Annotated in this window: 13 protein-coding genes; 7 read left to right on the forward strand and 6 right to left on the reverse strand. The window is 74.3% G+C overall.

Annotation, left to right across the window (positions count from 1 at the left end):
* Positions 1 to 420 precede the first annotated feature (420 nt).
* Together ABT171_RS07830 and ABT171_RS07835 are read left to right on the forward strand one after the other, a co-directional pair.
* Positions 421 to 1155 (forward strand): erythromycin esterase family protein, encoded by a 735-nt coding sequence (locus ABT171_RS07830; RefSeq protein ID WP_351240922.1) that lies wholly within the window; start codon positions 421 to 423, stop codon positions 1153 to 1155.
* 2 nt (positions 1156 to 1157) lie between these two features.
* Positions 1158 to 1466, forward strand: a complete 309-nt coding sequence (locus tag ABT171_RS07835; protein WP_351240924.1) for an erythromycin esterase family protein — start codon at positions 1158 to 1160, stop codon at positions 1464 to 1466.
* A gap of 18 nt (positions 1467 to 1484) precedes the next feature.
* Here ABT171_RS07835 and ABT171_RS07840 read toward each other — a convergent pair whose 3' ends face one another.
* Complete coding sequence (locus ABT171_RS07840) at positions 1485 to 1979, reverse strand: FBP domain-containing protein (RefSeq protein WP_351240926.1); 495 nt, start codon at positions 1977 to 1979, stop codon at positions 1485 to 1487.
* A 127-nt stretch (positions 1980 to 2106) separates the two neighbouring features.
* Positions 2107 to 2748: a PAS domain S-box protein gene (locus tag ABT171_RS07845; RefSeq protein WP_351240928.1), complete on the reverse strand. Its 642-nt coding sequence runs from the start codon at positions 2746 to 2748 to the stop codon at positions 2107 to 2109.
* 221 nt (positions 2749 to 2969) lie between these two features.
* On the opposite strand from ABT171_RS07845, the gene ABT171_RS07850 reads away from it, so the two are divergent.
* Positions 2970 to 6152, forward strand: a complete 3183-nt coding sequence (locus ABT171_RS07850) for a bifunctional cytochrome P450/NADPH--P450 reductase (protein ID WP_351240930.1) — start codon at positions 2970 to 2972, stop codon at positions 6150 to 6152.
* A 129-nt stretch (positions 6153 to 6281) separates the two neighbouring features.
* Positions 6282 to 7574: an ROK family protein gene (locus tag ABT171_RS07855; RefSeq protein WP_351240932.1), complete on the forward strand. Its 1293-nt coding sequence runs from the start codon at positions 6282 to 6284 to the stop codon at positions 7572 to 7574.
* Positions 7575 to 7697: 123 nt separating this feature from the next.
* Here the strand turns inward: ABT171_RS07855 and ABT171_RS07860 are convergent, their stop codons facing one another.
* Positions 7698 to 7943 carry a hypothetical protein gene (locus ABT171_RS07860; protein WP_351240934.1) on the reverse strand — a complete coding sequence of 82 codons (246 nt, stop codon included), beginning with the start codon at positions 7941 to 7943 and terminating at the stop codon, positions 7698 to 7700.
* Between the two features lie 34 nt (positions 7944 to 7977).
* Positions 7978 to 9009 carry an SDR family oxidoreductase gene (locus ABT171_RS07865; protein WP_351240936.1) on the reverse strand — a complete coding sequence of 344 codons (1032 nt, stop codon included), beginning with the start codon at positions 9007 to 9009 and terminating at the stop codon, positions 7978 to 7980.
* Between the two features lie 176 nt (positions 9010 to 9185).
* Here ABT171_RS07865 and ABT171_RS07870 point away from each other — a divergent pair, with 176 nt between their 5' ends.
* Positions 9186 to 10061, forward strand: coding sequence for an alpha/beta fold hydrolase (locus tag ABT171_RS07870; protein WP_351240938.1), 876 nt, complete (start codon positions 9186 to 9188; stop codon positions 10059 to 10061).
* 191 nt (positions 10062 to 10252) lie between these two features.
* Here the strand turns inward: ABT171_RS07870 and ABT171_RS07875 are convergent, their stop codons facing one another.
* Together ABT171_RS07875 and ABT171_RS07880 are read right to left on the reverse strand one after the other, a co-directional pair.
* Positions 10253 to 10918, reverse strand: a complete 666-nt coding sequence (locus tag ABT171_RS07875; protein WP_351240940.1) for an HAD family hydrolase — start codon at positions 10916 to 10918, stop codon at positions 10253 to 10255.
* Between the two features lie 51 nt (positions 10919 to 10969).
* Positions 10970 to 12010, reverse strand: a complete 1041-nt coding sequence (locus ABT171_RS07880) for a PHP domain-containing protein (protein ID WP_351240942.1) — start codon at positions 12008 to 12010, stop codon at positions 10970 to 10972.
* Positions 12011 to 12121: 111 nt separating this feature from the next.
* Here ABT171_RS07880 and ABT171_RS07885 point away from each other — a divergent pair, with 111 nt between their 5' ends.
* The gene (locus ABT171_RS07885; protein WP_351240944.1) at positions 12122 to 12910 is read left to right on the forward strand and encodes an SDR family oxidoreductase; all 789 of its coding nucleotides are present in this window, start codon (positions 12122 to 12124) and stop codon (positions 12908 to 12910) included.
* A 114-nt stretch (positions 12911 to 13024) separates the two neighbouring features.
* Complete coding sequence (locus tag ABT171_RS07890; RefSeq protein ID WP_351240946.1) at positions 13025 to 13270, forward strand: hypothetical protein; 246 nt, start codon at positions 13025 to 13027, stop codon at positions 13268 to 13270.
* The last annotated feature ends 5 nt before the right edge of the window (positions 13271 to 13275 follow it).

Consider the following 13275-nt stretch of genomic DNA (forward strand, 5'->3'; position numbering starts at 1 on the left):
TGGGCAGCTGCCCGTCGGCGCCGGGTCCGTGCCGGGCGACGGCGATGGCCACGCGTGCACGACGGCGTCCGGCGCACCGGCGCACCGGCGGCAGGGGCAGCGGGCAGAACCGGCCGCTCGTACCGGCGGCGGCGGGCCGGCGACCGGCCGCCGACCCCCTGGTCCGGCGGCTGCGCGCGGGGTGTTCCGAGTGTGGGGGCCACCGGGCACCCCCCGTGCCGGCAGGGGGGGTGCCCGGAGCGGTGCGGCGGTGGGCAGCCGTATGGTTCCGACCGGTGCCGGGACAGCAGCCTGGGGCCATGACACGGCATCGGCTCACCACCGTCCTGGCCCTGCTCACCGGCATCTTCGCGGCCGGGGCGGCGTTACCCGCGGCCGCCGCTCGGCCCGCGCCCCCCCACGGCCCGGACGAGCGTCCCGGTGACCGGCGAAGGCCCGGTCGTCACCGCCCTCGACCGCGCCGCCCACCCGCTCCGCACCGTCGAACCCGGCGGCCCCGACCGTGACCTCGGCGCCGTGGACCGGATGATCGGCGGCGCCGGGGGCGTGGGTCTCGGCGAGGCCACGCACAGTTCGCACGAGTTCTTCGCCCTCAAGGACCGGGTGTTCCGCCATCTCGTCGAGAAGAAGGGCTTCCGCACCTTCGCCCTGGAGGCACCCTGGAGCACCGGGCGGCGTCTGGACGCCTACGTGGTGCACGGCAAGGGCGATCCCCGGCGGATCATGCGCGAGGAGTTCCAGCGGGACTACCTGTGGTGGAACAACACCGACTATGTGCGCCTCCTGGAGTGGATGCGCGCCTACAACGTCCGCCACCCGGCCGACCCCGTCCACTTCGTCGGCGACGACACCGGCTGGGCCGGACCCGAGGCCTACGACACGGTCACCGGCTATGTGTCCCGCACCCACCCCGAGGCCGCCACCCGGCTCGCCGAGCTGTACCGGGGGCTGCGGCCGGCCGTGCCCACGGGCCCCTGCATCGAGCACTACCTGCACACGCCGTACCCCGAACGCAAGGCGATGGCCGGCGGTACGGGCCGCGCGCTGGAGCTGCTGAAGCGGCTCGGGCCGGGCACGGACCGGGCGGCGTACGAGGAAGCCGTGCGCAGCGCCACCGCGGTGGACCAGGTGGCCCGCCAGTACGCCTACGACTGAGTGTGGGCCTGACCTTCGACCGGGGGTCCTTCAACGCCACCGGCACGGACGACGCCGTCCACCGCTTCGCGCTCGGCCCCGCGGGACCGGGCACCAACGAGGCCACCCTGGACCGGGTACGCCTCAGGGACTACCTGGTGGACCTGCGTACGCTCCGCTCACCCGCACGCGGCTGGCTGGAGCGTGCCCGGCCGACCCGCAGCATCGGCACCGCCTGTCCCGACGGGCCGTACGACATCGCGCTCGCCCGCAGCCACGACGTGCTGATCCACCTTCACCGGGTGGCGGCCGCCCGGTTGCGCGACCGGTAGCCGGTGCACGCCGGGCCGTCAGGTGTACAGCTTGTCGATGAACGCGAACAGATTGCCCGTCATGCGGGCGATCTGCTCCTCCGTCGTCAGGCTCTCCTCGAACCGGGCGCCGGACTCCGGCACCTTCCTGCCCCGCACATACAGCGGACACGCCAGATCGGTGCACATGTACAAGCCGACCGAGTTGCCCTCGCGGCCCGCCGCCCCCGCCTTGCGCGCGGCCATCAGCGTCACACCGCCGCCGGGATGGGTGGTCAGACACAACGAGCACATGCTGCGGTGCAGAAAACCGCGCTGCGAGGCCTGGAAGCGCAGGGCGACGCCGACGACACGGTCGTCCCGTTCGGTGACCAGATAGCTGCGGTCGGGCGCCCCCGGATCCCGCCAGCCGAGGAAGTCCAGGTCGTCCCACGGGCGTTCACCGAGGTCCCGCGGGACCGTCAGCCTCTTGGCCTCCCCCTTGGAGCAGTTGATGAAGGAGTTGCGGATGACCTGCTCGGTGAGCGATCTCATGGGGGAGTCCTTTCGGATGCGACGGCGTGAACCTGGCGGACGTCAACCTAATGGGCCTAGGTTCTTGGCTAGCCTACGTAGCCAAGGAGTGTGTGGGCCAATGGATTTCCGGCAGGGACCGCGGCGGTCACCGCGGAGGCCCGCCGCTCGCCTCCGGCGGCCACACCCCTGGCGTCAGCACCCCCAACGCATAGGCCCGCGCGACCAGTTCCGTGCGGTTCGCGGCGTGCCAGCGGACCGACAGGCGGCGCAGGTGGTAAGTGACGCCGTCCTTGCTGAGACCCAGTTCGCGGGCGGCGCCGGCCGTGGTGGCGCCGCCCGCCAGCAGCGCCAGCACCCGGCCCTCCACCGGTGTGACCCGCGCCGGCTCCGGCTCGGCCGGCGCGCACTCGCCCCCCACCCGCAGCATCACCAGCAGGGCCGGGGTCTCGTCCACGCTGTCGCTGACCGGGTCCGCCGTCAGTTCCCCGAACCGCTCGGCCCCGCCGGGCGCCCGCCAGCGCACCGACACCTGGTAGCGCGAGCGGTGCCGCAGCCGCAGCGCCTCCGCGATCCGCTCCACCTGCGTGGCCTCCTGCGGCCGGAACAGCTCCAGCACGCCCCGGCCCCGCAGTTGCCCCGGCGTCGCACCGCACTCCGCCGCCATCGCGGGGTTGGCCAGCACCACCCGGCCGTAGACATCGCACACCGCGACCGGCACCGCCACCCGGTCGAAGAGCGTCAGGGCCCGGTTGCGCCACACGACCCCGTCGGCCCGTTCCGCGTCCACATCCACCTCCCGAAGTCACCGAGCAAGCGCTCTCATCCAAGACGAAGATCCAGGTCAGCGGCAAACCGGGGAGCCGAGGGCCGCGCAAGGCCCGTGACAGAGTTTTGACTGCGCGATCGTGTAGTGCGGTGGTACCTGCCGGCCCCGCGCGTGGATCACCCTGGAACGGAGTACTCCGTTACCGCGAGTACACCGTTACCGCGAAAGGCAGTTGTCGCGCCATGCCCCCCACCGCAGTGCACCCCGACCCGGCCGGTACCCTGCCCGGCGTCCCCATCGCCGACATCTCCGCCACCGGTCCCGGCCGCACCCCCTTGCAGCAGATCATGGGCCTGATGCGCGCCCACGGTCCGGTGCTGGTGCGCCGGCTGCACGGCCGGGACGTGCTGTTCGTCGCCGACGCCGACCTGGTCGCGGACCTCGCCGACGAGGAGCGGCTCGCCAAGCACGTCGGGCCCGCGCTGGAGAACGTCCGCTCCTTCACCGCCGACGGCCTGTTCACGGCGTACAACGACGAGCCCAACTGGGCCAAGGCGCACGACATCCTGATGCCCGCCTTCGCGCTCGGCTCGATGCGCACCTACCACCCGGTCATGCTCAAGGTGGCCCGCCGGCTCATCGACTCCTGGGACCGCGCGGCGCGCGACGGGCGCCCCGTCGACGTGCCCGACGACATGACCCGCATGACCCTCGACACCATCGGTCTGGCCGGGTTCGGCTATGACTTCGGCTCCTTCGAGCGCAGCGAGCCGCACCCCTTCGTGGAGTCGATGGTCCGCTGCCTGGAGTGGAGCATGAACCAGCTGGCCCGCACCCCGGGCCAGGACCACTCCGCGGCCGACGCGGCCTTCCGGGCCGACGCCGACTACCTCGCTCAGGTCGTGGACGACGTCATCGCCTCCCGCTCCGGCACCGACCAGAGCGGCGCGGAGGACCTGCTCGGGCTGATGCTCAGCGCCCCGCACCCCGCCGACGGCACCACCCTGGACGCCGCCAACATCCGCAACCAGGTCATCACCTTCCTGATCGCCGGCCACGAGACGACCTCCGGCGCGATGTCCTTCGCCCTGTACTACCTCGCCAAGCACCCCGCCGTGCTCCGGCTGGTGCAGCGCGAGGCCGACGCACTGTGGGGCGGCGCCGCCGACCCGGAGCCGTCGTACGACGACATCGGCCGGCTCACCTACACCCGCCAGGTCCTCAACGAGGCGCTCCGGCTGTGGCCGACGGCCGCCGCGTTCAGCCGGCACGCCCGTGCGGACACCGTCCTCGGCGGGCGGCTGCCGCTCGCCGCCGGCCAGGCCGTCACCGTGCTCACCCCCATGCTGCACCGGCAGCCCGTGTGGGGCGACAACCCGGAGCTGTTCGACCCCGAGCGGTTCACCGCCGAGGCGGAGGCGGCCCGCCCGGTGCACGCCTTCAAACCCTTCGGCACCGGTGAACGCGCCTGCATCGGCAGGCAGTTCGCGCTGCACGAGGCGACCATGCTGCTCGCCATGCTGGTGCACCGCTACCGGCTGCACGACCACGCCGGCTACCGGCTCACCGTCAAGGAGACCCTCACCCTCAAGCCGGAGGGCTTCACCCTCACGCTCACCCCGCGCACCCCCGCCGACCGCGTGCACGCCGCGCTGCCCGGCACCGCCCCCGCGCAGGACGGCCGGACGTCCGCCCCGGACACGCTCCCGGCCCGGGTCCGCCCCGGCACGAGCGTCCTCTTCCTGCACGGCAGCAACTACGGCACCTGCCGCGCCTTCGCCGCCCAGCTCGCCGACGAGGCCGCCGCCGTGGGCTGCGCCACCGAGGTCGCCGCCCTGGACGCGTACGCGGACGGACTCCCCACCGACCGGGCCGTCGTCATCACCGCCGCCTCCTACAACGGCCGCCCCACCGACGACGCCGGCGCCTTCACCGCCTGGCTCGACGGCACCCCCGACCTGACCGGCGTCACCTACGCCGTCCTCGGCGTCGGCGACCGCAACTGGTCCGCCACCTACCAGCACGTCCCCACGCGCATCGACGCCCGCCTCGCCGAACTCGGCGCCACCCGCCTGGCCGACCGCGCCGCGGCCGACGCCTCCGGAGACCTCACCGGCGCCGTCCGGCAGTTCACGGCCCGGCTGCGCACCGCCCTCCTGACCGAGTACGGCGACCCGGACGCCGTACCGGGCGCCCCGGCCGAGGAGCCCGCCCACGCCTACGAGGTGCGCACGCTGAGCGGCGGCCCGCTGGACGCCCTCGCCGCGCGGCACGAACTGGTCCCGATGACCGTGACCGAGGCGTACGACCTGACCGCGCCGGACCACCCGCGCACCAAGCGGTTCCTGCGCATCGCGCTGCCCGAGGGCGTCACCTACCGCACCGCCGACCACCTGGCCGTCCTGCCGGCCAACGCCCCGGACCTGGTGGACCGCGCCGTCGCCGCGTTCGGGCTCGACCCCGACGCCGTCCTGGACATCCGCGCCACCCGTCCGCGCCGCGCCGGCCTCGCCGTGGACCGCCCGCTCACCGCACGGCAACTCCTCACCCACCACGTCGAGTTGCAGGAGCGGCCGACCGCCCGGCAGCTGGCCCTGCTCGCCGAGGCCAACCCCTGCCCGCCCGAGCGCGCCGCCCTCGCCGCCCTGACCGGCGACGATCCGCGCACCCTGGTGGAGCTGGCCGAGGACCACCCCGCCCTGCGCGGCGCGCTGGACTGGGCGCTCCTGCTCGACCTGCTGACCCCGCTGCGGCCCCGCCACTACTCGGTGTCCTCCTCGCCGGCCGTCGACGCGGGCCACGTGGACCTCATGGTCTCGGTGCTCGACGCCCCCGCCCGCTCCGGCCGCGGGCGCTACCGGGGCGTCGGCTCCGGCCACCTCGCCGCCGTCCGGCCGGGCGACACCGTGTACGCCCGCGTCCAGCCGTGCCGCGAGGCCTTCCGCATCGATGACTCGGCACCCGTGGTGATGGTCGCGGCCGGCACCGGGCTCGCCCCGTTCCGCGGCGCCGTCGCCGACCGCGCCGCGGCCCGCACCGCCGGCACCGGGCTCCCGCCCGCGCTGCTGTACTTCGGCTGCGACGCCCCCGACGCCGACTTCCTGCACGCCGGGGAACTGCGGGACGCGGAGGCGCTGGGCGCGGTCTCCCTGCGCCCGGCCTTCAGCGCCGCCCCCGTCGGCGGCGCCGCCTTCGTGCAGCACCGTATCGCCGCCGAGGCCGACGAGATCTGGGAACTGCTGAACGCCGGTGCCCGGGTGTACGTCTGCGGTGACGGCGCCCGGATGGCACCGGGCGTCCGCGAGGCGTTCCGCACGCTGTACCGGGACCACGTTCCCGGCGCCGGCGCGGCTGACGCCGGGAAGTGGCTCGACTCGCTGATCGCGCAGGGGCGTTACGTGGAGGACGTGTACGCGGCGGGGTGAGCCGGGGGGGCGCCCCTCGGGGGCGCTCCCGCTTACCTCAGGGCGTGAACTAAGGGGTGGCGGAATATCGCCCGCCGCCCGCCCGAAGGGGTATGTTGCAGGTCGGACACGGTTCGTGAAGGGAGCCGCATGGCGGGGCGGAACGGGCGCACGGTACGCGACCTCAGGCGGGGCAACCGTACGGCCGTGCTGCAGAAGCTGTACTTCGACGGCCCCCTCAGCCGGTTCGAGCTGGGCCCGGCGACCGGTCTGAGCAGCGGCTCGGTCAGCAACGTGGTCGCCGACCTGATCACGGACGGCCTGGTCGAGGAGGCCGGCAGCGTCGAATCCGACGGCGGCCGGCCCCGCACCCTGCTGCGCGTCGCCCCGGACAGCGGCCAGATGATCGGCGTCGACGTCGGCGAAACCCGGGTCCGCGTCGAGCTGTTCGACCTGGCCCTGACCGAACTCGCCCGCACCGAACGCAGACTGACCCCGCAGGGCTGTTACGACGCCGAGGCGATCACCGGCCACATCCGCGACGGCATCGCCGAGGTCCTCGGCGCCGGACAGGCCGCGCCCGAGCGGCTGCTCGGCGTCGGCGTCGGGGTGCCCGGCATCGTCGAGCACACCCCGGACCGGGGCGCCGTCGTCCACGGCCAGACCATCGGCTGGGACGCGGTCCCGCTGGAGCGGCTGCTCCGCTCGTCGTCACAACTCCCCGGCTCGACCCGGTACTTCATCGACAACGGCGCCAAGACCCTGGGCCAGGCCGAGATGTGGTTCGGCGCGGGACGCGGCGCCCGCAGCGCCGTGGTCGTGCTCTTCGGGTCCGGCGTCGGTGCCTGCGTGGTCACCCCGGAGGCGGAGCACGGGCGGGCCGTCGAATGGGGACATCTGACGGTACGGGTGCGCGGGCGCCGCTGCCGCTGCGGCGCGCCCGGCTGCCTGGAGGCCTACGCGGGCGCCGGGTCGCTGCTCGCCCGCTGGCGGGAAGAGGGCGGCCGGCCCCCCGAGGGCACCGACGAGGAGACCGCGCTCACCGCGATGCTCACCGCCGCCTACCCGCCCCAGGGCGGCGAGCCCGACCCGGTGGCGCTGGCGGTCCTGGAGGAGACCGCCGAGTACCTCGGCGCCGGCCTGGCCGACCTGATCAACCTCTTCCAGCCCGAGCGGATCCTCATCGGCGGCTGGGCCGGGCTGCAGCTCGGCCCCCGCTTCCTGCCCGCCGTACGGCGCCACGCCATGACGTACGCGCTGCGCCACCCGGCCGGCAGGGTGACCATCGACCTCGGACGGCTCGGCCCGGACGCGGTCACCGTCGGAGCGGCGATCCTGCCGCTGGCCGAGTTCTTCGCGAGCGGCGGCCGACGCCCGGAACCGGTCACCGAGACCCGCCCGCCGGCATGGCACGCGGCGCTCCGGGAGCGGACACCACGCTGACGGTTCCGGTGCCTTCCAGGCGTTCGCGCGCGGTCACCTGCCAGCGGTCGACGATCTCCCCGCCTCGGACGACCGGGCCCAGCCCGGGATGACGACGGAGTGACCCGCACCGCTCGCCGCCGCTCAGCCCGACGGTTCGTCCGGTGCCGGGTGTTCGGGGTGGGCCGTGCCCGGGTCCGGTGCGCCGCGGGGCCCCGAGCCCGCCTCGTCCGTGTCGGGGACGTCGTCGGCCGGGGTCGCGTCGTCCTCACCCGGCCGGCCCGGCGTCACCCCCCACGGGTCCTCACCGGCGCCCGCCTGCTGGTCGGGCATGTCCCTCGGGACCGGGCCCCGGTCCTGGCCCGGCTCCGGCTCCCGTTGTGCGGTCATGGCGTTCTCCCCTCGGGCGTGGGCGTACGGCCCGTCAGCCGACCTTCCGTCCGCGCATCGGCTCGGTCTCCATCCCGGCACCCTTCTGCAGGCCGTCGAGGAACTCCTGCAGCACCTCCGTCGCCGTGCGCCGCGGCTGCCAGCCCAGCTCGGTGCGTGCGCGGCCGCAGTCCATCAGCGGCAGCCGCAGCACCGCGTCGAACAGGTGCGGCGAGGCCGGCAGCAGGTGCAGCCCCCAGGCCGCGGCGATCGCCGACCGGGCCGCCGCGCGCGGCAGCCGTACCGGGCGGCTGCCCAGCAGCTCGCCGAGCACACCGGCGTCGAGCGGCGGATCCGCCGCGAGGTTGAAGGCACCCCGGGCGCTGTCCGAGGCCACCGCGAGCCGGTAGGCCTCCGCGGCGTCGTCCGTGTGCAACGCCTGCACCCTGAGCCCCGGGATGTCCGGCAGGAACGGCAGCAGCTCCGGCCGGGCCAGCGGACCCGGCAGGAAGCGCCCGCCGAAGATCCGGCGCTGTTCGCTGGCGGACTGCCACTTGAACAGGAACGCCGGGCGCATCCGCACCACCCGCACCTCGGGATGGTCCCGCTCGAACACGTCCAGCGTGCGCTCAAGATAGGCCTTCTCACGGCAGTACGCGGCGTCGGGCCAGCCGTGCGTCGGCCAGGACTCGTCCACCGCGCGGTCCTTCGGACCCGGCGAGTAGGCGCCCACGGAGGAGGCGTGCACCAGCACCGGCACCCGGGCCGCGGCGACCGCCTCGAACACCCGGATACCGCCGAGCACATTGGTCCGCCAGGTGGCCGCCGGATCGTGCGTCGGCTGGAACGCCCACGCCAGATGTACCACGGCGTCCGCGCCCTCGAACCGTTCCGCGAGGTTCGCCTGGTCGGAGGCGATGTCGACCGCGGACCACTCGGTCTTCGGCGGCGACCACCCGGGCGTACGCCGGGCCAGTCCGCGCACCGACCTGACCCCCGGGTCCTCCGAGAGCAGCCGCACCACACTCGTGCCGACATTGCCGGTGGCACCCGTGACGACCACCCTGCTGCCCGCTGAGCTGCTCACCTTCGGCTCCTCTCGGCCCACGCTCCGGCGGACGGCCGGGTACCCGGGCCCGGCCGCGCGCACACCCGGGCATGACGTGGGAGGTAATCGACCGGTGCGCGCGATCCGGGGAACATCGAGGACGTCAGCGCGACCGAGAGGCGTCGCACCAGGTCCCACGGCCGAGGAGGCACCCCATGCCGTACTACGACAGCCCCGTCGACGGCACCCGTCTGCACTACGTCGACCACGGCCCCGCCGATGGCCCCGTCGCCGTCTTCGCGGCCAGCGCCTATCTCGGCCACGACATGTGGGAGTACCAGATGCTGCCGCTCGCGGAGGCCGGCTACCGCTGCGTCGCCCTGGACCGGCGGGGCCACGGCCGCTCCGACAGCCCCTGGTCGGGCTTCGACCTTGACACCCTCGCCGACGATCTGCACGGTCTGCTCGACCACCTCGACCTGCGGGAGGTCACCCTGGTCGGGCACTCCATCGGCACCGGTGAGGTGCTGCGCTGCCTGACCCGGCACGGCACCGCCCGCGTGGCCCGCCTCGCCCTGGTCGCCGGTGTCAGCCCGGGCGTGGTCCGTTCGCCGGGCACCCCGGACGGCGTGGACCCGGAGGTGCTGCGTGCCGACGACGAGGTGTTCCGGCGCGACCGGGCCGCCTGGTTCGTCTCCGGTGTCGACGCCTTCTTCGCCGCCCACCTGCCCGGCAACGAGGTGTCCCCGGAGTACGTCCGCCATCTGATCGGCCTCTGCATGGCCACCGGCCCGCGCGCCGCGATGGGCATCCGCGGGGTGGTCGCCGCCCTGGACACGGTGGCCGAACTGCCCGCGGTGAACGTGCCGGTGCTCGTCGTGCACGGCACCAACGACACTTCCGCGCCCCTGGCCACCACCGCGGAGCGCGTGGCCCGTCTCGTCCCGGACAGCACCCTGAAGGTCTACGAGCGCGGCGGCCACGGCCTGTTCGTCACGCACGCGGAGCGGCTCACGGCGGATCTGCGCGAGTTCATCGGCGCCGGAGCCCCCCGGGACGGCGCACTGGCCGGGGCGAAGGCCGACGCGTAGACGCCGTGCGGATCGTCCGTGCGGAAGAGGGCCCCGGCCGCGACGGGGGAATCACGACCGGGGCGATCAGGGGGTGGGTACGGAGGGCGGTCGCCTCTCGGCGAAGGGCTCCCGAAGGGCTCCACAGGGCTTCAGCCGGACGATCGTCCCCGTAGGCCAAGGCGAGGCGCGCATGTGACCTGCGCCACTTCCTATGGTGCTCCGGCCAGCGGACTCCCGTCGAGTCCTTCGAGCAGATCGGCGGGGTCGGCATAGACCGCCTCCGCCCCGGCCTCCTCCAGATCGGCCCGGGGGATCCCGCCGCACAGCACCCCCACACAGCGCACCCCGGCCTTGCCGCCCGCCCGCATGTCCCACACGGTGTCCCCGACGAACACCGCCCGCGAGGCCGGGACCCCGGCCAGTTCCAGGGCGTGTTCCACGGGCTCCGGCGCGGGCTTGCCCTCCCGCACGTCCTCCGAGCTCGCCGTGGCCGCGATCACCTCGTCGGCGTCGATGGCCCGGCGCAGGGCGCCCAGCTCGGCGCCGCTCGCCGAGGTGGCGAGGACGACCGTCCAGCCGTCCCGGTGCAGCCGGCGCAGCAGCTCCCCGGCCCCCGGCAGCGCGGGCAGCCGGTCGAAGTACTGGCCGTACAGGGCCTTGTGCGCGGCGCTCAGCTCGCCGTCCCGGTCCGTGTCGCGGCCGTCGCCGAGCAGGTGGGCGATCAGATCCGTGGAGCCGAGGCCGACCGCCCGGTGCACCGCGTGCATGGGCACGTCGTGTCCGGCCTGGCGGAAGGCCTCCCACCAGGTGACGACGTGCAGGTGGTTGGTGTCGACGAGGGTCCCGTCGACATCGAAGACGGCGGCTCGCTCCATCCCGGCTCCTTCCCTGGCTTCCTCCCGCCACCGGGTACCACGCGGACCGGGTCAGGAACCCGCCACCCGCGCCGGCACCCGCCCCTCCCGCGTCCACTCCAGCAGCTCGTCGGCGGACCAGGTGGTCACCACCCGTTCGGCGGGCACCCCGCACTCCTCGGCCCGGGCACAGCCGAGGATCTGCCAGTCCAGCTGGCCGGGTGCGTGCGCGTCGGTGTCGACCGAGAACAGCACCCCGGCGGCCACGGCCCTGCGCAGCAGCCGGCGGGGCGGGTCCAGCCGCTCGGGACGGCTGTTGATCTCCACCGCCGTACCGGACTCGGCGCAGGCGGCGAACACCGCGTCCGCGTCGAACTCCGACTCGGGCCGTCCCCGGCCCGTTACCAGCCGCCCGGTGCAGTGCCCGAGCACATCGGCGTGCGGATCGCGCACCGCGGCCACCATCCGGCGGGTCATCGACCGGGCGTCCATCCGCAGCTTGGAGTGCACGGACACCACGACCACGTCCAGCCGCTCCAGCAGCGCCGGCTCCTGGTCCAGCGAGCCGTCCTCCAGGATGTCGCACTCGATGCCGGTCAGCAGCCGGAACGGCGCCCACCGCGCGTTCAGTTCCGCCACCACCTCCAGCTGCTCGCGCAACCGCTCCGGCGACAGGCCGCGGGCCACGGTCAGCCTGGGGGAGTGGTCGGTGAGGGCGGTCCACTCGTGCCCGAGCGCGGCCGCCGTCCGCCCCATCTCCTTGATCGGACTTCCCCCGTCGGACCAGTCGGAGTGCGTGTGGCAGTCCCCGCGGATCAGGGCCCGCAACCGCGCTCCCGCGCCGGACCGGGACGCCGTACCGGCCTCCTCCTCCAGCTTTCGCAGATACCCGGGCACCTCCCCGGCCAGCGCCTCCCGCACCACCTGCGCGGTCTTCGGCCCGACACCCCTGAGCGCTTCGAGCGTCCCCGCCGCCGCGCGTTCGGCGATCTCGCCTTCGGGCAGCGCGGCCAGCGCACCGGAGGCGGTACGGAAGGCCTTCACCCGGTAGGTGGGCGCGAGCGACCGCTCCAGCAGGAAGGCGATCCGGTCGAGAGCAGCCACGGGATCCATGCCATCCAGGGTGCCCGAGGCGTCCCGGAGGGGCGCGGGGGGCGGGCGAACCCGTTTGCCCACCCCGCCCCCGGGTACTGCGATGCGCAACCGCAGCCGAGGAGGGTGCCCATGCCCCGCGCAGCGATCGTCACCGGCGCCGACTCCGGCATCGGCAGAGCCACCGCCGTACGCCTCGCCGCAGCCGGCCTGGACATCGGCATCACCTGGCACACCGACGAGAAGGGTGCCGAGAGAACGGCGGAGGAAGTGCGCGGCACCGGCCGCCGCGCGGCCGTGGCCCAGCTGGACCTCACCCGCCTGCCCGAGGCCGCCGACACGATCGACGAGCTCAGCGGCGAGCTCGGCCGTGTCGACGTCCTCGTCAACAACGCCGGTACCGGCACCATGACCCCCTATCTGGACCTGACCCTGGCGGACGTACGCCGCGTCCTGGACGTCGACCTCGTCGGCCCGTTCCTGTGCGGACAGCGCGCGGCCCGGCGGATGATCCGGCAGGGCGACGGCGGCCGGATCGTCAACGTCACCTCCGTGCACGAGCACCAGCCCCGCGTCGGCGCGGCCCCGTACTGCGCGGCCAAGGGCGGACTCGGCCTGCTCACGCAGGTGATGGCGCTCGAACTCGCCGAGTACGGCATCACCGTGAACGCGGTCGCACCCGGCGAGATCGCCACGCCGATGACCGGCCAGGAGGACATCGACGTGCACACCGAGCGCCGGCCCGGCGTGCCGCTCGGGCGGCCCGGCGACGCCCGCGAGGTCGCCGCGGTGATCGCCTTCCTGGCGAGCCCGGACGCCTCGTACGTCACCGGCGCCTCCTGGAGCGTCGACGGCGGCATGCTCCGCATGGGCCCGCAGGCCGGCTCCCACCTGACCAGTGACGACTGGCGGCGTCCCTGAGCCGATCCCGCCGCGGCGGACGCTCCGGGGCGCGGTCGGGGCGTCGGTGCCCGGTCCTCTGGACGGCTCCGGTGGATGACCCGTCGGCGCGGGTTGCGTTCTACCCTCGATGTCATGACCGAACAAGCAGTTCCCCACATCTCCCATCCGCGGGTTCTGGTTCTCGGTGTGTGCCCGGGCAGGCCGGGCGAGCCGCCGTTCCGGATCATGGAGATCGACGGGCAGGTGGTCGGTGAGGCCAGGACCGTCACCGACGTGCTGGAGGCGGCCGCGTCCTACGGCATCACCATCCACGACCTGGACGACCCGGACGTGGTCCGCTTCGTGGGCGGCGACAAGTACACCTGGACGCTGCGCTGAGCCCA

The sequence above is a fragment of the Streptomyces sp. NPDC001851 genome (assembly GCF_040297165.1).
Taxonomy (GTDB): Bacteria; Actinomycetota; Actinomycetes; order Streptomycetales; family Streptomycetaceae; genus Streptomyces.

Coding starts and splice junctions, on each gene's coding strand:
- ABT171_RS07855 (WP_351240932.1), top strand. CDS start 6,282: ATGGCGGGGCGGAACGGGCGCACGGTACGCGACCTCAGGCGGGGCAAC.
- ABT171_RS07850 (WP_351240930.1), top strand. CDS start 2,970: ATGCCCCCCACCGCAGTGCACCCCGACCCGGCCGGTACCCTGCCCGGC.
- ABT171_RS07885 (WP_351240944.1), top strand. CDS start 12,122: ATGCCCCGCGCAGCGATCGTCACCGGCGCCGACTCCGGCATCGGCAGA.
- ABT171_RS07875 (WP_351240940.1), bottom strand. CDS start 10,918: ATGGAGCGAGCCGCCGTCTTCGATGTCGACGGGACCCTCGTCGACACC.
- ABT171_RS07880 (WP_351240942.1), bottom strand. CDS start 12,010: ATGGATCCCGTGGCTGCTCTCGACCGGATCGCCTTCCTGCTGGAGCGG.
- ABT171_RS07870 (WP_351240938.1), top strand. CDS start 9,186: ATGCCGTACTACGACAGCCCCGTCGACGGCACCCGTCTGCACTACGTC.
- ABT171_RS07860 (WP_351240934.1), bottom strand. CDS start 7,943: ATGACCGCACAACGGGAGCCGGAGCCGGGCCAGGACCGGGGCCCGGTC.
- ABT171_RS07840 (WP_351240926.1), bottom strand. CDS start 1,979: ATGAGATCGCTCACCGAGCAGGTCATCCGCAACTCCTTCATCAACTGC.
- ABT171_RS07890 (WP_351240946.1), top strand. CDS start 13,025: ATGACCGAACAAGCAGTTCCCCACATCTCCCATCCGCGGGTTCTGGTT.